We start from the raw sequence: 19,173 nt of genomic DNA on the forward strand, positions 1-19,173 counted from the left end.
TCCTTAGGAGGTAAGAACGGGGTCACGGGGATGTCAATGCGTCAGCGGGCTTTCATGACCGGCATGTCCATAAGGACGGGCGAGACAGAAAATGTACACGGAATCGCCGCACCCGAATGGAAGAATGATCCAGCCTGGCACGGCAGTCTCATCCTGACAGTCTCACCTTGGGACGCGGCTGGAATCGCGTGATGCCGCAGCGGGAGTTCGCGAAGGTACGGAAGCGAAAAACCCCGGACGGCGGCTCAGCGACCGCCCATCGCCATCGCGACCTTCTCGCGGCGGCGCTCCATCGATGAGGGAATGCGCAGCGATTCGCGGTATTTCGCGACGGTGCGCCGCGCGATGTCGATGCCGCCCGCCTTGAGCCTGGCGACGATGGCATCGTCCGAGAGCACGTCGGCCGGCGTTTCGTCGTCGATCATCTGCTTGATGCGGAAGCGCACCGCCTCGGCCGAATGCGCTTCGCCATAGCCGGTCGCAGCAATGGCGGCCGAGAAGAAATACTTCATCTCGAAAACGCCGCGCGAGCAGATCAGATATTTATTCGAGGTCACGCGCGAGACGGTCGATTCATGCATGCCGATGGCGTCCGCCACCGTCTTGAGGTTCAGCGGCCGCAGATGCTCGACGCCATGGGCGAAGAAGCCGTCCTGCTGGCGCACGATCTCGCTGGCGACCTTCAGGATGGTGCGCGCGCGCTGCTCCAGCGAGCGCGTCAGCCAGTTAGCGGTCTGCAGGCATTCGGCGATGAAGGCCTTGTCCTCATCGCTGCGCGCCGCCCTGGAGACGCGGGCATGATAGGTCTGGTTGATCAGCACGCGCGGCAGCGTGTCGGGGTTGAGGTCGACCAGCCAGGAGCCGTCAGGCGCCGAGCGAATGAAGACGTCGGGCACCACCGTCTCGGCCGTTGAGCCGCCGAAACCGCGTCCGGGCTTGGGATCGAGCCGCCGGATCTCGGCGACCATATCGGCGATGTCCTCGTCATCGACGCCGCAGATACGCTTCAGCGCCGCGAAATCGCGCTTGGCGACGAGATGGAGATTGGCGACCAACGTCTGCATCGCCGGGTCGAAGCGGTTGCGGTCACGTAGCTGGATCGAGAGGCATTCGCAGACGTCGCGCGCCGCGACGCCTGAAGGGTCGAAGCCCTGGACGATGCTCAGGACGCCTTCGATCCGCGCCACCGTGATGCCAAGCCGCTCGGCCATCTCCGCAACCGGTTCGCCGAGATAGCCCGAATCATCCACCGCATCGATCAGATGCCGGCCGATGATCCGGTCCGCCGGATCAGTGACCGCCAGATCGAGCTGGGTGCTGAGATGATCATGGAGGGACGCCTCCACCGTCAGCCCGCTCTCGAAACCGTCCGGCCCCTCCTCGAAGGAGCCTCCGGAGCCGCCATAGGCGCCGCCGATGATCGGCAGGGAATCGGCGCCGCGCGTGTCGAGCCGCGCCACGCTGGGCTGCTCACCCTGGAAGACGTTGTCGAGCCCGGTACCGAGCCGGTTTTCCATGCCTTCCTGGCTGTTCAGGCTCTCCGAGCGGGCAAAGGTCTCGGCATCGACAGCCAGCGGCCCGTCGCCGCCATTGGCGCGCAGAGGCCCCTCCGTGACATCGTCGCGCTCCAGCAACGGATTCCGCTCAAGCTCGCCCTCGACGAAGCTCTGCAGCTCCAGATGCGACAATTGCAGAAGCTTGATCGCCTGCAGGAGTTGCGGCGTCATCACCAGGGACTGGCCCTGGCGCAGCTCCATGCGCGGCATCATCGCCATTGCGCTCGTCACCCTTTCATGCCAGCGCGCCATTTCGGCACGCTTCTTGCCTGTGGCTAGAGCCTAGCGGCGCGCGAGCGGCGCGTCAAAGCCCTTGCCTCGGCATTGAGCAGCGAAGTTAATGCGCTGCAGCATGAAACCGCGATCGCGGCTGAATCACCCGGTCTCAGCGGCTCAGAGCCGGAAATCCTCGCCCAGGTAAACCCGGCGGACATCGGGATTGGCGATGATCTCGGCCGGCGAACCTTCCGTCAGCACGCGGCCGGAGTGGATGATATAGGCGCGGTCGACGAGGCCGAGCGTCTCGCGGACATTGTGGTCGGTGATCAGCACGCCGATGCCGCGATCAGTCAATTGCCGCACCAGCGCCTGGATGTCGCCGACCGCGATCGGGTCGATGCCGGCGAAAGGCTCGTCGAGCAGGATGAAGGAGGGCTTGCCGGCGAGCGCGCGCGCGATCTCGCAGCGTCGCCGCTCGCCGCCTGACAGTGCGATCGAAGGCGCCTTGCGCAACCGGGCGATGTTGAATTCCTCGAGCAGCTGGTCGAGCTGGCGCTCGCGCGCCTTGCGATTGGGCTCGACCACTTCGAGCACGGCGCGGATATTGTCCTCGACGCTCAGCCCCCGGAAGATCGAGGCCTCCTGCGGGAGATAGCCGATACCGAGCCGGGCGCGCTGGTACATCGGCAAATCGGTGATGTCGTTGCCTTCGAGCGAGATGACGCCAAGATCGGCGGGAACGAGCCCGGTGATCATGTAGAAGATCGTGGTCTTGCCGGCGCCGTTGGGGCCGAGCAGGCCAACGGCCTCACCTTGCCGCACGAACAGGCTCGCCTCCGAGACGACCGTGCGCCCGCCATAGCTCTTGCGCAGCCCGCTTACGGCGAGCACGCCCGGTCCGCCGATCGCTGCCGCGGCCGGCGTGGTGTCAGTCCGCTCGCGTGCGCCGAACATGCCGCGAATGCGGCCAAACAGGCCAAGCCCGCCGCGCGCCATGACGGCCTGAGAGAGATCGGTTTGCGGCGTGTCGGAAATGGTCACTGCGAGCGCTGGCCTGGTCTGGGAACGGAGAGGGGCCGGCGCCCCGTGAGCTGGTCTTTGCGAAGCGGTTCTTAGAGCGTTTTCGAGCGAAGTGGACACCGATTCGCGTGAAGAAAACGCGTTAAAACAAGGATATAGAGCATTTCCGCGATTCGGAGAAACGCGGAAATGCTCTAGTTCGTCGGCGTGGCAGGGCGCGCGCCGCCGGCTGCCGGCTTGGCAGGCGTGGTCTTGCCGGCCTCGTTCTTGCCGCCCTCGGTCGAGTTCGGCACGAAGAAGCCCTGCACGCGGCCGGTCTTGTTCTCGACATTGGCGATGCCGGTGACGGTGTTGTAGGTCAGCTTCTCGCCGCGCGTGATGTTGGGGCCGTCGTTCAGCGCGACATTGCCGGTCATGATCACGACATTGTTGGCGCGGTCGAAGACTGCATTGTCCGAGGTCGCGGCCTGAGTCTTGGAGACCACTGTGACCGGCCCCTTGCATTCGATGCGCTTGATGCTGCTGTCATTCGCGTTGCCGCCGGCCGACGGCGCAGCGGCGGGTGCGGCAGCGGGCGCCGCAGTCGAAGCCGTCGCCTTGGCGGCTCCAGCGCCACCCTGCTGACCGTTGCGACCCTCGTAGAACACGGTCATCACCGTGCAACGCACCGTCGTTTCGCCCTGCACCGCCACGACATTGCCGGTGAAGATGGCCCGATTCTCCTTGTCGAGCACATCGAGCTTGTCAGCGTCGATCTTGATCGGCTCCTTGCTGTCGCCGCCGAGGCCGCCGAGCGCCGAATCGCCGCCGCTACGGGCCTTCTTGCCCTGCGCCTGAGCGGCCCCGGGAACCAGGGCGGCAAAGGCAAGCGCGGCAGTCAGGACGAACAGGGCCATTTTGCCGGCCATGGCGACCTTGCCAATCGTTCCGGGAAGCTTTGACGCTTGGCGCATGTTCACTGTCTCGTTTCGGTGTCGGGAAGGCCAGCGGGCGATGCCGCCGCGCCGTCTGCCGGAACAGCCTGGCGTGGCGCCAGCAGTTCCGGCATGGGCGTGCTGCCTTGACGTTCGGGGCCGGCGAGCGTGCCGGCCGGAGCATTCACGATAACCGCACGGACGTGTCCCTGGAAAGCGATCAGCGCACCATTATCCTTCACATCGAGCGTATCGGCATCGATGGTGGTCGTGCCGAGATTGACCTTGACCGGCTCCTTCGAGACCACCGTGCCGCCTTTGAAGTCGATATCGGCGGTGCGCATGTGGATGTCATAGCCGGTTTCGGTGCGAACATGGACATCATCGACAAGCTGAAGCTTTTCCTTCTGCGTATCGAACAAGCCGGTCCGCGACGTCACTGTGACCCAGCCCTCACGCTCCATCTGGATCCGGGCATTCAGCATCATCAGCTCGACCTGCGTCGGGTTGCGGATATCCTGCAAGGCGGCCTCGGCATTGACCTCATAAGGCCGGTTATCCTTGCGGTAGCCCGAAAGCTTGGGCGTCTCCATCTTGACCTTGCCGTTCGAGATGCCGACCGCGCCGAGCGACACATTCGCCAGGCCGCGCAACGGATTCAGGAATGGCGCCACGACCAGGCCGAGCACCGCGACGACCGCCGTGATCGGGATGGCGCGGCGCAGCAGGCGCACCAATAGCGTATGCCGGCGCGCCGCCTTGAAGGCAGCCAGCCGGTGGGCGGCGTTCCCTGAGGACGGCCCCGTCCAGTCATTCGATGTCATAGCCACAGTCATGCCTCGCGCAATGGCAGTCGCTAACGGCTTTTTCGTGTCACCAGCCTGGCAGCATCGCGCCCCTCGCGCCGCCTGCTTTGCTCCAGACAGACGCTGGATGACTTAGAATTTGTCAAGTATGCGCGAAGATATCGTTTTCCGCCCAGCCAGCGAGATCGAGCTCGGCGCGATGGGGCAGGAAGCCGAAACAGGCCTGCGCCAGCTCGGTGCGGCCCTCCCGCGCCAGCATCGCATCCAGCCGTGCCTGCAGCGCATGCAAATGCAGCACGTCGGACGCCGCGTAGGTAAGCTGCGCCTCGCTCAGCGTGTCGGCGCCCCAATCCGAGGATTGCTGCTGCTTCGACAATTCGATTCCCAACAGCTCCCGGACCAGATCCTTCAGGCCGTGGCGGTCGGTATAGGTGCGCGTCAGCTTGGAGGCGATCTTGGTGCAATAGATCGGTCCGGTGACGACGCCGAAGGCCTGGCGCAGCACGGCGACGTCGAAGCGGGCGAAATGGAACAGCTTCAGCACCGAGGGATCGGTGAGCAGGCGGATCAGGTTCGCCGGCTTCTCGCCGTCCTTCAGGATCTGCACGACATCGGCGGTGCCGTCGCCGCGCGAAAGCTGCACCACGCAGAGCCGGTCGCGATGCGGGTTCAGGCCGAGCGTCTCGGTATCGATCGCGACGCTCGGGCCGGCAACGAAGCCGTCGGGCAGGTCACCGCGATGGAAACGGATGGTCATGGCGCAAACCTCGCTTTAGCGGCGCAAGCGCCCCGTGAAACCTGACTGACGCATTCACTGCGGCAGCCGCTCCGCAGCTAGCGGCGCGGCCAGCGCCATTCAAGCCTTTTCCGCGTTAACCTTCTATTCACCATAAACTTCCTCCACCCGCCGATGCATGCCAGAAACGCAGAATCGGAGCCTCGCCATGTCCCTTTTCCGCCTGCTGACCGATTTCGACGGACGCATCGGCCTTAGCCGCTTCTGGTTTGGCAGCGCGCTGGTGGCGCTGATGCTTCTCGCGATCCAGCATGGCGCGCCTGTTCTCGCCGGGCGACATGCCGGCCCGATCATCGCCTTCGCCAATGCCTTTGCCCTGTTTCCCTGGGCCGCGCTGGCGGCCAAGCGCTCGACCGATCGTGGCGGCACGTCGCTGTTCGGCATCCTGCTGGTCTGCGCCATAGTGCTGCCCGGCCAGCTCAAGCTGGTCCTGTCATCCTATGTCTGGGGGCCTTCGCTCGACACGATCGCGCTGCTTGCCTGGCTGGTCGCTCTCGTCGATCTGGGGATGCTGCCTTCCGCCCATGACGACGAGCGGGTTGCGGAGGCCGCGGCCGATGCTAAAGCGAGAGCATGGACCAAGAGCTCGACACACCCCTCCTCGCCTTCGACCCAACCGATCCCGTCGCCCTGACAAAGGCGCTGGTGCGCTGCCCGTCGGTGACGCCGGCGGAGGGCGGCGCCTTGTCGCTGCTCGCAGCCGTGCTGGCTTCGGCCGGCTACAGCGTACACCGTCCCGTCTTCAGCGCGGACGGCATGCCCGATATCGAGAACCTTTATGCCCGCATCGGCACGGAGGGACCCGTCCTCGCCATCGCCGGCCACTCCGATGTCGTGCCGGTCGGCGACGCCGAGGCCTGGACGCGCGATCCCTTCGGCGGGGAGATCGTCGACGGCGTGCTCTATGGGCGCGGCGCCTGCGACATGAAGGGCGGCCTCGCCGCCATGATTTCCGCCGCCTTGCGCTTCCGCCGCGACAACCCGCAGGCGCCCGGCTCGATCGCCTTCCTGATCACCGGCGATGAGGAAGGCCCGGCCATCAACGGCACGGTCAAGCTGCTGGCCTGGGCGCACGAGCGCGGCGAGCGCTTCGACCACTGCCTGCTCGGCGAGCCGACCAATCCCGCGAGCATGAGCGACATGATCAAGATCGGCCGGCGCGGCTCGCTGACCGGCAAGCTCACGGTCAACGGCAAACAGGGCCATGTCGGCTACCCCCACCTCGCCGACAATCCGATTCGCGGCATGGTGCGGCTGCTGGCGGCGCTCGATGCGACACCGCTCGATGGCGGCACGACGCATTTCGACCCGAGCAATCTCGAGGTCACGACGCTCGACGTCGGCAATCCGTCGAGCAATGTCGTGCCGGCCCAAGCCAAGGCCGTGTTCAACATCCGCTTCAACGACAGCTGGACCCCGGAGACACTCGCTGCCGAGATCGAGCGGCGTTTGCGCGAGGCGGCCGGCAACCTGGTGCGGTACGAGCTGACCGTCCAGCCGACCAACGCCGTCGCCTTCCTGACCGAGCCCGGCCCCTTCGTCGCCATGGTCGCGGACGCGGTCGAGGCCGAGACCGGCAAGCGCCCGGCGCTGTCGACCACCGGCGGCACCTCCGACGCCCGCTTCATCAAGAACTATTGCCCGGTGGTGGAGTACGGCGTCGTCGGCCAGACCATGCACCAGATCGACGAGCGCGTCGCCGTAGCGGACCTGACGGCGCTGGAGCGGATCACGCACAGGCTGCTCGACAGCTATTTTGCACCGCAACATAAACCTTGACCATCCCGATCGGCATGCCAATATCAACCTTAGACGAAAGTCTAAGGTTGATATTGGAGTGTCGGCCATGGCGCTTGCTGCCGATGATGTGGCGCGCTCTCTGCGCGGCTCGTGGCGTCTGATGTCCCAAGGCGCCAAGGCGCTGCCCGAACTCGATTTGTCGAGCGAAGGCTTCCTGCGCTCCTATGGCGCAGCCGTGCTGACGCTGCCGGCGATGGTCGCGGTGCTCGCGGCCGAACGGAACATCGCCGGCCTCCCCAACAGCGATGGCCTGTTTCATTCGGCGCCGCTGGTGATCGCCGTCATCGCCTCGCAGGCCGCCGCCTTCCTTTGCGTGCCGGCGCTGCTCGTCGCGCTCGCCCCGCATCTCACGCGCTCCCCTGCCCTGTCGGGCTTCATCATCGCCTGGAACTGGACGGAGATCCTCTCGGCCGGCCTGCTGGCGATCCCGGCCGCCGTGCACGCGATCGGCTGGTCGACGCCCGAGATCGCCGCGATGCAATGGCTCGCCTTCGCGGTGATCGTGGCGCGGCTGCGCTACGCCGCCGCCAAGGTGACGCTCGGCGCGGAGCATGGCCTCGCCTTGACGATCGTCTGCGCCAGCTTCCTCGGCCAGCTCGGCCTCGCGCGGCTGCTGGGGCTGTGGGGATTTTAGCGCCGGCTAACCTGGCTCGGAAACACGCCTAAGCGGCACACGGCCCAAGATCACGTTTCCGCACAATGCTCTAGTAATCCACGCCCGCCAGATACAGCCCCGAGGGCGGCGCCAGCGCCGCGCATTGCGAGCGGTCGCGCGCCGCCAGGACCTTGCCGAGCTTGTTTTCCGGCCAGCGCCCGGCCCCGACCATCTTCAGGCAGCCGACCATGGAGCGGACCTGATGGTGCAGGAAGGAGCGGGCATGGACATAGGCCACGATCTCGGCTCCCTCGCGCCGGACATCGAAGCGGTCGAGCGTGCGCATCGGGCTGTTGGCCTGGCATTCGGCGGCGCGGAAGGTGGTGAAGTCGTGATGGCCGAGCAGGGCCTTGGCCGAGCGGTCCATCGCCTCATGATCGAGCCTGACCGGAACATGCCAGATCCTGTCGCGATCGAGCGTCGGCTGGGCGCGACGGTCGAGGATGCGATAGATGTAATAGCGCCGCTTTGCCGAGATGCGGGCGTCGAAATCGCCGGGCACGATCTCGGCGCTGATGACAGCGACAGGCAGGCGCTTCAGCCGCGCATTGGTCGCGTCGCGCACGACGTCGCTGCGCCAGTCCTTGTCGAGATCGACATGGGCGACCTGATGCGTCGCATGCACCCCGGCATCGGTGCGGCCGGCGCAATGCAGGCGCACGGCATGACCGCAGAAGCCTTCGATCGATTCCTCGACGCTCTGCTGCACCGACGGCCCGTTGAGCTGGCGCTGCCAGCCCGAGAACGGCGTGCCGTCATATTCGATGACGAGCTTGTAGCGCGGCATCAGAATCGAGCGCCCCGCAAACCATCATGCGCGCCGTCATCCCGGGCAAGCGGCCCTTGGGTCCGGCCTTCGGCCTGCCCAAGGACAGGCTCCGCCGCGCCGATCCGCGATGACGTGGTGGGAAATGCTGCCATGTCAGAGCTTACCGCCGGGCTCTAACCTGGCGCCGCGCAGGAATTCCGCCCCGGTGACAGGCCGCCCGCCGGCGCGCTGGACCTGCAGCAGCCTCACCGCGCCCTCCGCGCAAGCGACGGTGCCCTCGCCGTCGAGCAAGGTGCCGGGCTCGGCCGCCCCGCCCGCCAGCGCCGTGCGCAAGATCTTCAATCGCTCCGGGCCCTTGCCGAGATCGATCTCGGCGAAGGCGCCGGGAAAAGGCGAGAGACCGCGCACGAGGTCATGCACCTGCTTGGCCGGACGCGCCCAATTCAGCTTCGCCTCGGCATTGCCGATCTTGGCGGCATAGGTCACGCCCTCCTCCGGCTGCGGCGTGAAGCGCAAGCCGCCACGGCCGAGTGCCGCCAGCGCGCGCACCATCAGATCCGCTCCGAGCGGCGCCAGCCGGTCGTGCAATTCGCCGGCCGTCATGTCCGGGCCGATCGCCAAGCTCTCAACCATGCCGACAGGGCCGGTGTCGAGGCCCGCTTCCATCTTCATGACGCAGACGCCGCTCTCGGCGTCGCCGGCCATGACGGCGCGCTGAAGCGGGGCCGCGCCGCGCCAGCGCGGCAGCAGCGAGGCGTGCAGATTCAGGCAGCCGAGCTCCGGCAGATCGAGGATCGCCTGGGGCAGGATCATGCCATAGGCGACGACGACCGCGACATCCGCCTGATGCGAGGCGATGGTCTCGACGGCCTCCTCCGACCTCAGGGTCTTGGGCGTGAAAACAGGGATGCCGAAGCGCTCGGCGGCGCGCTGCACCGGCGAGGGCTTGAGATCGAGCCCCCGGCCTGCCTGCGCCGGGGCGCGGGTGTAGCAGGACACGACCTCGTGGCCTTGCCCGATGATCTCGGTCAGGGTCGGCACGGCGAAATCGGGCGTGCCCATGAAGATGACGCGCAAACTCATACGCTGAACATGACCCCAACCGTCGCCTTCGCACTCACGCCGCGCTCTCGCGCTTGGCGACCTTGGCGAAGCGCTTGGTCACACGCTCACGCTTCAGCCGCGACAGATAATCGATGAACAGCACGCCATTGAGATGGTCGACCTCATGCTGCAGGCAGGTGGCGAGCAGGCCCTCGGCCGCGATCTCCTGGGTCTTTCCGTCCAGATCCATATAGCGAAGCTTGATCGCAGCGGGCCTTTCGACCTCCTCGTAATATTCGGGGATCGAGAGACAGCCCTCCTCATGGACATTCGTCTCCTCGGAGGTCCAGATCACCTCCGGATTGACGAAGACCATCGGGACCTTCTCCTCGTCATCGCTCTTCGAGAGATCGATCGTCACGATGCGCTTGGGCACGCCGATCTGGATCGCGGCGAGCCCGATGCCGGGCGCGTCATACATCGTCTCCAGCATGTCGGCGGCAAGCGTCTTGATCTCGGGAGTGATCGTATCGACCGGCGCGGAGACCTGGCGCAGGACGGAATCGGGCAGGATAACGAGTGGACGAATGGCCATGGGGGCTCTGCGCGGAATTTTTCGAGGTTGCCGCGACATAAGCACTTGTGCGCGGGCGGTCAAACTGTTCCGCTTTCGTTCGAAATTATCCCCTAAATCTGCTAGGCTGTTCCGATGAAAGAGATCGCCTTCATCCTGCTCGACCGCCCCGTGACCTGGGCCGAGGCCGCGCTCGGCTTCGCGGGCTTGAGTCTCCTGCTGCTCGTGCTGGTCGTCATCTCGTCCTGGCGCGGCGCCTCGCGGCGCGCGCTCGAGGCCGCGATGGCGGCTGAGCGCGCCCGCGAGATGGACGACAAGGTCGCCGAAATGAACCGCAACCAGGCGGAGCTGTCAGGTCGCCTGCAGTCGATGGCCGAGATCCTCTCGACGCGGCAGGGCGATCTCGCCCGCCTCGTCGCCGAGCGGATGGATGGCTTGCGCCAGCAGGTCGGCGCCGGGCTGGAGCAGAATGTCCGCCAGACCTCCGAGAGCCTCGGCAAATTGCAGGAGCGGCTCGCCGTCATCGACTCCGCCCAGAAGAACCTGACCGACCTGACCTCCGAAGTGGTGACGCTGAAGGACGTGCTCTCCAACAAGCAGGCGCGCGGCGCCTATGGCCAGGGCCGCATGGAGGCGATCATCCGCGACGGGCTGCCCGCCGCCTTCTTCGCCTTCCAGCCCCAGCTCTCCAACGGCAAGCGGCCCGACTGCATGGTGACCCTGCCCGGTGACGGGCGCGGCCTGGTGATCGACGCGAAATTCCCGCTGGAAAGCTTCACCTTGCTGCGCGAGGCGCGCGGCGACGAGGCGAAGAAGGCCGCAGGCGTGCGCGTGCGCAACGATGTCGGCGTGCATGTGAAGGACATCGCCGAGCGTTACTTCCTGCCGGGCGAGACCCAGGACCTGGCCCTGCTCTTCGTGCCGTCCGAATCGATCTATGCCGATCTGCACGAGCATTTCGACGACGTGATCCAGAAGGCGCATCGCGCCCGGATCATGATCGTCTCGCCCTCGCTGCTGGCGCTCGCGATCCAGCTGATGCAGTCGCTGGTGCGCGACGCCCGCATGCGCGAGGAGGCCCAGGTCATCCAGTCCGAGGTCGGCAAGCTGCTCGTCGATGTGCGCCGCCTCGGCGACCGGGCCGAAAAACTCGACCAGCATTTCCGCCAGGCCCAGGAGGATGTCTCCGGTATCCGCACCTCGGCCGGCAAGATCGCCAGCCGCGGCGAGAGGATCGGCGCGCTTGAGTTCGACGACGCCAAGACAGCCGAGCCGGCGCTGCCCTTCGCCAAGGGGCTGGCGCTGAAGGCCGCGGCGGAGTGAGCCTGGCGCCTCGCCGGCGCTCTGACCCTTACTTGAGCAACTTCTTACTTGAGCACTTGGAGCAGCGCCTTGTGGAACTCCTCGGGCGCCTCGACCTGCGGGGAGTGGCCGAGTTCGGGGAATTCGACGAGCCGCGCATTGGGAATGGACTTGGCCGCCTCCCGTCCAAGCTGTTGATAGAGGCCGAGCGTCTTCTGCAACTCGGGTGAGGCGCGGTTGGCTCCCGGAGCGGTGCGGTCCTTGCCGCCGATCATCAGGGTCGTCGGCACCTGAATATTCGGGAATTCCTGGACGACCGGCTGGGTGAAGACCATGTCCGAGGTCTGCGCCTGGTTCCAGGCGACCGCCTGCTTGCCGTCGCCGGCATACATCCCCGCGAGCATCGCGACCCATTGGTCGTATTCGGGCTTCCAGTTGCCGTTGTAATAGAAGCGCTGCTGATAGGCCTTGATGCTCTCGAAGCTCGCCTTCAGCTCGCCCTGAAAGGCTGCGTCGAGCGTGGCATAGGGAACGCCCTTTGCCTGCCAGTCCTCGAGCCCGAGAGGATCGACCAGCACGAGGCGCTCGACCGTCCCGGGATACATCAGCGCATAGCGGGCCGCGAGCATGCCGCCCATTGAATGCCCCACGATGATGGCGCGCTGGATGCCGAGCTCCTTCAGCAGCCCCGCCGTATTGGCTGCCAATTGCTGAAAGCTGAACTGATAGCCCGCCGGCTTAGACGATTTGCAGAAGCCGATCTGGTCGGGCGCCACGACGCGGTAGCCGGCCTGCGTCAGGAGCTTGATGGTCGCCTCCCAGGTTCCGGCGCAGAAATTCTTGCCATGCAGGAGCATGACCGGCTCACCATTCGCCTGGCCGCTCGCCGGAATGTCGAGATAGGCCATTTCAAGCGGCTGGTGCTGCGAGGTGAAGCCGTGGATCTTGACCGGATAGGCATAGTCGAAGCCTTCCAGCCGGGGTCCGTAAGCGGCAATACCCGGTTGCTGGGCGCTGGCCGGCGCCGCCAGGGCGAGCAGAATGGCGGTAGCGGTGGCGATACGCATGGGGCGTCCTTCCGTTAGAGCATTGCCCGAAAAAGTGGGCCCCGGTTTTTCGCTGGAGCAATGCTCTCAAATTTTTAGAATCGATCACGTCGCATTCGGGCGAAACCGTCTGAATGCGACGTGATCGAGAGATGCGGACGCCTTGATAGTCTGCGAAGGCCTACCCCGCTGCCGCCATCTCGCCCGCCCCGGATGACGATCCGCTGAGCGAACGCTGCAGAAGCCGGAGCGCGCCGACAGATCCTGGCTAACCTCAGGCGCGGTTCAGCGCCGCCGAGAGCTCCGGCTTCACGTTCAGCGTCTGGAACACCACGCAATAGCGCTCGGTCAGCTTCAGCAGCGTGTCGAGCTTCTCCTGCGGGGCGTCGGTCTCGACATCGAAGGAGAGGCGGATCGCCTTGAAGCCGACGGGGGCGTCCTTGGCGACGCCGAGCGTGCCGCGGAAATCGAGATCGCCCTCGGCCCGGACGGTGCCCTTCTTCAACTCGATCTCGAGCGCGGTCGCGACCGCCTTCAGCGTCACGCCGGCGCAGGCAACGAGCGCCTCGAGCAGCATGTCGCCGGAGCAGAGCTCGGCCCCCGAGCCACCCGTCGCCGGGTGCAGGCCGGCAAGCGCAATGGCGCGGCCGGTCTCGACCTTGCAGGCGATATGCTGGTCGTCGAGCTCGCCCCGCGCCTTCAGCGTGATGACGGCCGCATCGGGCGTCTCGCGATACTGGTCCTTGAGCGGGGCCTGGAGGGCGCGCAGGGCTGTGACGTCCATGGTTTCAACCTTCTCAAGATAAACATCGCTTCTTGGGACAAGCGACGATGCCCGTCGCAGATAGTGCTGCCGACCGGATCAGGCCAGAGCGGCTGTCGCAAGACTGGGCGGCATCCTACCACCACATCCCCGCTGTCTCGGCGGTCTTGTGCTGCTGCGGCTCCTCGTCCCTCAGCGAACGGTCGAGCGTGCGCAAAACCTCGCGCTTGCTCGCCTCGAAGATGGGCGAGAGCCGGTCGCGCGGGCGGGCCAGCGGATTGTCGAGCTCGTCGAAGATGCGGCCGGGCTTGGGCTGCATCACGATGATGCGGTCGGCCAGCGTCACCGCCTCCTCGACATCATGCGTCACCATCACCACGGTCGGCCGGCTTTCCTCCCAGAGCGCCAGCAGATGGCCGTGCAGGCTCGCCCGCGTCGTCGCATCGAGCGCCGAGAACGGCTCGTCCATCAGCAGCAGCTTCGGCCGGGTGATCAGCGCCCGCGCGATGGCGACGCGCTGCTGCTGGCCGCCGGAAAGCTCGCGCGGCCAGCGTTTCTCATGGCCGGCGAGCCCGACGCGGACGAGCGCATTGGTCACCAGCCCTTCGCGCTCGAAGGCGGAGAGATGCGAAAGCCCGAAGGCGACATTGTCGGTGACGCTGAGCCAGGGGAACAATCGCGGCTCCTGGAAGATCACGCCGACATCGGCGCGCGGCTCCAGGATCGCCTCGCCATCGAGCAGGATGCGCCCGGCGCTCGGCCGGTCGAGGCCCGCGATCAAGCGCAGCAAGGTGGTCTTGCCGCAGCCAGAGCCACCGACGAGGGCGAGGATCTCGCCCGCCGCCACGCTGGCGGTGATCGCCGACAAGGCGTGTGTGCCATCGGCATAGGTTTTCGAGAGGGTCTCGAAGCTCAGCATCGGGGATGCCTTTCAGAGCGTGTCGCGGCCGAGATCCTGCCAGGCGAGGAAAGGCCGCGTAATGGCGAGCAGCAGCCCGTCGGCCAGCTTGCCGAGCACGGCGAAGCTGATGATGGCCGCGATGATGGTGTCGGGGCGGCCGAGCTGCTGGCCGTCCACGAGCAGGTAGCCGAGGCCCTCGCTCGCGCCCATGATCTCGGCGGCGACCACGAACATGAAGCCGAGGCCCAGCCCTGAGCGCAGCGCCGTGAACCAGGCCGGCAGGATCGCCGGCAGCAGGACACGCCGGACCATGGCGAGCCGACCGAGCCGGAAGACGCGACCGACCTCGACGATCCGGCGATCGATGCCCTGGATCGCGGCCGCCACCCCGAGATAGACCGGGAAGAACACGCCGACCGCGATCAGCGCGACCTTGGACGCCTCGAAGATGCCGAACCACAGGATGAAGAGCGGCACCCAGGCGATCGAGGGGATCGCGCGCAGCGCCTGAAGCGTCGGGTCGAGCAGGCCGCGTGCGACAGGCAGCGCGCCCGTCAATGCGCCCAGCACCGTGCCGACGCCCGCGCCCAGGCCGAAGCCGGCGCCGACGCGCCAGAGCGTCGCCGTAACATGGGTCAGGAGCTCGCCCGAGACCGCCAGGCCCCAGAGCGTCCGCCCAACCACGCTGGGCGGCGGCATCAGCCGGCCATTGGCGATGCCGGCCCGGACCAGGAGCTCCCAGAGCGCGGCGAGCGCGATCGGCAGCAGCCAGCCGGCGAGACCGAGGCGACGAGAGCTGGGGCGACGAGATCTGGCGCCTGGCGAACCCGGAGTTTTCGCCTCGGTCCCAGCCGCGATCTCCAGCGTGCTCATCGCGCCTCGACCGCCTCAGTTCGTCGCGGCGAAGCGCCGATCGAGCAGATCGTCGACGACCGCCTTGATATCGGCCGTCGCAGGCAGCACGCCGGCTTCCTTCAGGGCGAGGCCGGCGGCGATGATCGTATCGGCCTGCGCCTGGCCGATGCTGGAATGCGTCAGCTCGGTGCGGGTGAGCTGGCGCTCGATCACGGCATCCGAGAGCTTGGTGTAGTCGACCAGCGTCTTCTTCAGCTCGGCTGGGTTGGCAAGCGCATAGGCCCTGGCCTCCTCATAGGCGGCGATGACCTTGCGCACGAGGGCCGGGTTTTCGCTGGCGAAGGCCTCGCGGACGTTGAGGATGCCCCAGGTATTGTCCTGCGCCTTGCGGTGGAAGAGTTTTGCGCCGCTCTCGACCTCGGCGGCCGCCATCAGCGGGTCAAGCCCGGCCCAGGCGTCGACATCGCCGCGCTCCAAGGCGAGGCGGCCATCGGCATGCTGCAGCAGGACGAGCTTGACGTCCTTCTCGGTCAATTTGGCCTCAGCCAGCGCCCTGACCAGGAAGATATGCGGATCGGTGCCGCGCGTCACGGCGACGCGCTTGCCCTTGAGGTCGGCGACCGCGGTGATCTCGCTCTTGGCGCCGGTGACCAGGGCCGTCCATTCCGGCCGCGAATAGACATAGATCGACTTGATCGGGTTGCCGTTGATCTTGCCTATCAGGGCGGCAGCACCCGCGGTCGAGCCGAAATCGAGCGAACCGGCATTAAGGAATTCGAGCGCCTTGTTGGAGCCGGCCGACTGGACCCAGCGCACGGCGATGCCCTCGGGGGCGAGCGCCTTTTCGAGGATGCCACGCTCCTTCAGCACGAGGCTGACGGGGTTGTAGGTCGCGTAGTCGATGCGGATTTCCTTGGGGGCCTGCGCAAAGGCGGCTGCTGCGCCCAGAGCAAGCGAAGCAGCGGCGAAACCGGCGATGGCGAGGCGGCGTGTGATGAGGCTCATGATCGATCCCTTGTTGCGATGACGCGCAGGGATCGGGACAGACTCGCAAGCCTGCCCTTGGCCCCGACGCTTTAGCTGCACTTATTTCGCGCCCGCAAGCTGCTGGCTCAAATCGGCGCGTATCCGTCTTTTAGGTCCGCTCGTTCTGTTTGTCAAACACGACATTCGGTAATGTTGAATTATCAATTACACATAAAAATGATGTGTAATTTATCTGCTTTGCGAATCCCGTCAGCATGTTAACGAGCGCAATGGGCCGAGGCCGCATGGCCCGGAATCGAGGGTGAGCCGCCGTGTCGTCCGTCGCCGATCAGCCGCGCCTCGCGCTCGCCGAGGTGCTGGAGAATCCCGCCCAGGCCGTCGCGAACCTCATCGCCCGATTGGGCAAACCCTCCACCGCCGAGATGCGCCAGGCGCTGGTGACGCATCTGCGCGGCGTGCTCGAGGAAGGCCATGCCTCGGCCAAGGATCTGCTCGCCGGCCCGCGCAACGGCCTCGCCTGCGCCGAGCGCATCTCCGCGACGATGGACGGGATCGTCGCCTGCCTGCATATCGCGGCGAGCGAGCATTTCTATCAGGCGGTCAACCCGTCGCAATCCGAGCGCATCGCCGTCGTCGCGGTCGGCGGCTATGGCCGCGGCACGCTCGCGCCGGGCTCCGATGTCGACCTGCTGTTCCTGTTCCCGCACAAGCAGACCGCCTGGGGCGAGAGCGTGGTCGAGGCGATGCTCTACCCGCTCTGGGACCTGAAGCTGAAGGTCGGCCACTCCGTGCGCTCGATCGACGACTGCATGCGCGAGGCGCGCGCCGACATGACGATCCGGACCGCGCTGCTCGAAGCGCGTTTCCTCATCGGCGACAGGTCGCTCTTCGACGAGATGGTGCGCCGCTTCGGGGCCGAGGTGATAGAGGGCACGGCGCCCGCCTTCACCGAGGCCAAGCTCGCCGAGCGGGAGACCCGGGTGCGCCGTGCCGGCACCTCACGCTATCTGGTCGAGCCCAACGTCAAGGACGGCAAGGGCGGCCTGCGCGACCTCAACACCCTGTTCTGGATCGCGAAATACGCCTATCGCGTCGATGATGTCAGCGAACTGGTCGCAGCCGGCCTGTTCGAACGCAAGGAACTTGTGATGTTCCAGCGTTCGGAGGAGTTTCTCTGGCGCGTGCGCTGCTGGATGCATTTTATCACCGGCCGGGCCGAGGAGCGCCTGTCCTTCGACCTCCAGCGCCAGGTCGCCGCCGCGATCGGCTATGCCGGGCGCAGCGGCCAGGCGCCGGTCGAACGCTTTATGAAGGCCTATTTCCTCGTCGCCAAGGATGTCGGCGATCTGACCGCCATCGTTTGTGCGGCGCTGGAGGCGCGCCAGCAGAAGCCGCGCGCCTCGCTCTCGCGCCTGCTTGGCTCCTTCGCCAAACGCAAACGCGTGCGCGCACTCGGCCATCCCGATTTCACGCTGAAGAGCCAGCGCCTCAACGTGATCGACGACAACGCCTTCCGGCGCGATCCGGTCAACCTGCTGCGGCTCTACGAGATCGCCAGCCGCGACGACATCGCCATCCACCCCGACACCAGCCGGCTGGTGACGCAGTCGCTGCGCCTGGTCACGGCGCAATTGCGCCACGATCCCGAAGCCAACCGCATCTTCCTGGAGATCCTGACCGGGCGGCGCTCGCCGGAGCCGGTGCTGCGGCGGATGAACGAGTCGGGGCTGCTGGGACGCTTCATCCCGGATTTTGGCCGCGTCGTCGCGATGATGCAGTTCAACATGTATCACCACTATACTGTCGACGAGCACCTGATCCGCTCGATCGGCGTCCTGGCGGAAATCGATGCCGGCGTTCTCGAAATCGAGCATCCGCTCGCCAACGAGATCATGCCGACGGTCGCCAACCGCCGGGCGCTCTATGTCGCGCTGTTCCTGCACGACATCGCCAAGGGCCGGCTCGAGGACCACTCGATCGCCGGTGCCAAGATCGCCCGCAAGCTCTGCCCCCGGCTGGGTCTGAGCGAGGCGCAGACCGAGACGGTCGCCTGGCTGGTCGAGCATCATCTCGACATGTCGACCGTCGCCCAGAGCCGCGACCTCGGCGACCCCAAGACGATCGAGACCTTTGCCGCGACCGTGCAGACGCTGGAGCGATTGAAGCTCTTGCTCATCCTCACTGTCGCCGACATCAAGGCGGTCGGCCCCGGCGTCTGGAACGGCTGGAAGGGCCAGCTTCTGCGCACGCTCTATTATGAGACCGAGATCGTGCTCGCCGGCGGCTATTCCGTGATCGAGCGCAAGGCCCGCGTCGAGAAGAAGCAGGATGCGCTGAAGGAACAACTCGCCGATTGGCCTGAGACCGAGCGGAACGCCTATCTCGCCCGCCATTATCCGCCCTACTGGATCAAGACCGACCTCGCCCGCCAGGAGAAGCACGCCCGCTTCCTGCGGCAGGCCGAGAACGAGGGCCGCACCACGGCGACCGCCGTCGAGACCGACCAGTTCCGCGGCATCACCGAGCTCACCATCCTGGCGCCCGACCATCCGCGCCTGCTGGCGATCGTCACCGGAGCCTGCGCAGCGGCCGGCGGCAACATCGCCGATGCGCAGATCTTCACCACCACCGATGGGCTCGTGCTCGACACGATCTCGGTCTCGCGCGCCTTCGACCGGGACGACGACGAACTGCGCCGGGCCGAGCGGATCGCCGCTGCGATCGAGCGTGCGCTGAAGGGCGAGATCAGGATCGCGGATCTGGTGGCGCAGCGCCGCGCCCCGCCGCCGCGCGGCCAGACCTTCCAGCTCGCGCCCGAGGTCATCATCGACAATGTGCTCTCGGCCCGCCACACGGTACTCGAGGTCTCGGGGCTCGACCGGCCCGGCCTGCTCTACGATTTGACCACCGCGATCGGGAAGCTCAACCTCAACATCGCCTCGGCCCATATCGCCACTTTCGGCGAGAAGGCGGTCGACGTGTTCTATGTCACCGACCTGACGACGGCGAAGATCGTCTCGACCGCGCGCCAGCTCGCCATCCGCAGAGCGCTACTCGACGTCTTCGCCTTCGATCACGACAAGCCGGCTGCGGCCAAGGCCAAGGCACCCGTGCGCGCTTGATTTCGCAGGCGACAAGCCCGATATCGGCCCGGAACGCCGTTGCG

Annotated in this window: 18 protein-coding genes; 5 read left to right on the forward strand and 13 right to left on the reverse strand. The window is 66.3% G+C overall.

The genetic code is table 11. The features are described from left to right. Positions 1-245: 245 nt before the first annotated feature. The 5 genes from rpoN to J2Y55_RS24130 form a co-directional block, all read right to left on the reverse strand. The gene (rpoN, locus tag J2Y55_RS24110) at positions 246-1,775 is read right to left on the reverse strand and encodes an RNA polymerase factor sigma-54 (protein WP_310158685.1); all 1,530 of its coding nucleotides are present in this window, start codon (positions 1,773-1,775) and stop codon (positions 246-248) included. Positions 1,776-1,949: 174 nt separating this feature from the next. Further along, complete coding sequence (lptB, locus tag J2Y55_RS24115) at positions 1,950-2,729, reverse strand: LPS export ABC transporter ATP-binding protein (RefSeq protein ID WP_310158686.1); 780 nt, start codon at positions 2,727-2,729, stop codon at positions 1,950-1,952. 260 nt (positions 2,730-2,989) lie between these two features. After that, on the reverse strand, positions 2,990-3,748 hold the full coding sequence (locus J2Y55_RS24120; protein WP_310158595.1) for an LptA/OstA family protein: 759 nt from the start codon (positions 3,746-3,748) through the stop codon (positions 2,990-2,992). A gap of 2 nt (positions 3,749-3,750) precedes the next feature. Further along, positions 3,751-4,533: an LPS export ABC transporter periplasmic protein LptC gene (lptC, locus tag J2Y55_RS24125; protein WP_310158596.1), complete on the reverse strand. Its 783-nt coding sequence runs from the start codon at positions 4,531-4,533 to the stop codon at positions 3,751-3,753. Between the two features lie 124 nt (positions 4,534-4,657). Then, the gene (locus tag J2Y55_RS24130; protein ID WP_310158598.1) at positions 4,658-5,272 is read right to left on the reverse strand and encodes a ribonuclease D; all 615 of its coding nucleotides are present in this window, start codon (positions 5,270-5,272) and stop codon (positions 4,658-4,660) included. Positions 5,273-5,459: 187 nt separating this feature from the next. Between J2Y55_RS24130 and J2Y55_RS24135 the strand changes: the two genes are divergently transcribed. The 3 genes from J2Y55_RS24135 (at position 5,460) to J2Y55_RS24145 (ending at position 7,745) form a co-directional block, all read left to right on the forward strand. Continuing rightward, complete coding sequence (locus J2Y55_RS24135) at positions 5,460-5,945, forward strand: DUF805 domain-containing protein (protein ID WP_310158600.1); 486 nt, start codon at positions 5,460-5,462, stop codon at positions 5,943-5,945. Continuing rightward, positions 5,885-7,090 carry a succinyl-diaminopimelate desuccinylase gene (dapE, locus tag J2Y55_RS24140; RefSeq protein WP_310158602.1) on the forward strand — a complete coding sequence of 402 codons (1,206 nt, stop codon included), beginning with the start codon at positions 5,885-5,887 and terminating at the stop codon, positions 7,088-7,090. Before J2Y55_RS24135 ends, dapE begins: the two co-directional genes overlap by 61 nt. Positions 7,091-7,157: 67 nt before the next feature. Continuing rightward, the gene (locus J2Y55_RS24145) at positions 7,158-7,745 is read left to right on the forward strand and encodes a hypothetical protein (RefSeq protein WP_310158603.1); all 588 of its coding nucleotides are present in this window, start codon (positions 7,158-7,160) and stop codon (positions 7,743-7,745) included. Positions 7,746-7,815: 70 nt separating this feature from the next. Here the strand turns inward: J2Y55_RS24145 and truA are convergent, their stop codons facing one another. The 3 genes from truA to J2Y55_RS24160 form a co-directional block, all read right to left on the reverse strand. Next, entirely contained in the window at positions 7,816-8,553 is a 738-nt protein-coding gene (gene truA, locus J2Y55_RS24150) for a tRNA pseudouridine(38-40) synthase TruA (RefSeq protein WP_310158606.1), read from the reverse strand. Between the two features lie 135 nt (positions 8,554-8,688). After that, complete coding sequence (fmt, locus tag J2Y55_RS24155; protein ID WP_310158608.1) at positions 8,689-9,618, reverse strand: methionyl-tRNA formyltransferase; 930 nt, start codon at positions 9,616-9,618, stop codon at positions 8,689-8,691. 34 nt (positions 9,619-9,652) lie between these two features. Beyond that, positions 9,653-10,174 carry a peptide deformylase gene (locus J2Y55_RS24160; protein ID WP_310158609.1) on the reverse strand — a complete coding sequence of 174 codons (522 nt, stop codon included), beginning with the start codon at positions 10,172-10,174 and terminating at the stop codon, positions 9,653-9,655. Between the two features lie 114 nt (positions 10,175-10,288). Between J2Y55_RS24160 and J2Y55_RS24165 the strand changes: the two genes are divergently transcribed. Continuing rightward, complete coding sequence (locus J2Y55_RS24165) at positions 10,289-11,476, forward strand: DNA recombination protein RmuC (protein WP_310158611.1); 1,188 nt, start codon at positions 10,289-10,291, stop codon at positions 11,474-11,476. Between the two features lie 44 nt (positions 11,477-11,520). On the opposite strand, the gene J2Y55_RS24170 is transcribed toward J2Y55_RS24165, so the two are convergent. From J2Y55_RS24170 to J2Y55_RS24190, 5 genes are all read right to left on the reverse strand, one after another. Continuing rightward, positions 11,521-12,522, reverse strand: a complete 1,002-nt coding sequence (locus J2Y55_RS24170) for an alpha/beta fold hydrolase (RefSeq protein WP_310158613.1) — start codon at positions 12,520-12,522, stop codon at positions 11,521-11,523. A 253-nt stretch (positions 12,523-12,775) separates the two neighbouring features. Next, positions 12,776-13,285 (reverse strand): OsmC family protein, encoded by a 510-nt coding sequence (locus tag J2Y55_RS24175; RefSeq protein ID WP_310158614.1) that lies wholly within the window; start codon positions 13,283-13,285, stop codon positions 12,776-12,778. 115 nt (positions 13,286-13,400) lie between these two features. Next, positions 13,401-14,183 carry an ABC transporter ATP-binding protein gene (locus J2Y55_RS24180; RefSeq protein WP_310158616.1) on the reverse strand — a complete coding sequence of 261 codons (783 nt, stop codon included), beginning with the start codon at positions 14,181-14,183 and terminating at the stop codon, positions 13,401-13,403. A gap of 12 nt (positions 14,184-14,195) precedes the next feature. After that, a complete protein-coding gene (locus J2Y55_RS24185) occupies positions 14,196-15,038 on the reverse strand; it encodes an ABC transporter permease (RefSeq protein WP_310158617.1) in 843 nt (280 codons plus the stop codon). A gap of 15 nt (positions 15,039-15,053) precedes the next feature. Then, positions 15,054-16,025 (reverse strand): aliphatic sulfonate ABC transporter substrate-binding protein, encoded by a 972-nt coding sequence (locus J2Y55_RS24190; protein WP_310158618.1) that lies wholly within the window; start codon positions 16,023-16,025, stop codon positions 15,054-15,056. A gap of 338 nt (positions 16,026-16,363) precedes the next feature. Between J2Y55_RS24190 and J2Y55_RS24195 the strand changes: the two genes are divergently transcribed. Then, positions 16,364-19,129 (forward strand): [protein-PII] uridylyltransferase, encoded by a 2,766-nt coding sequence (locus tag J2Y55_RS24195; protein ID WP_404979026.1) that lies wholly within the window; start codon positions 16,364-16,366, stop codon positions 19,127-19,129. Positions 19,130-19,173 lie beyond the last annotated feature (44 nt).

Source organism: Allobosea sp. BE125 (genome assembly GCF_031456075.1).
In the GTDB taxonomy this organism is placed as follows: Bacteria; Pseudomonadota; Alphaproteobacteria; order Rhizobiales; family Beijerinckiaceae; genus Allobosea.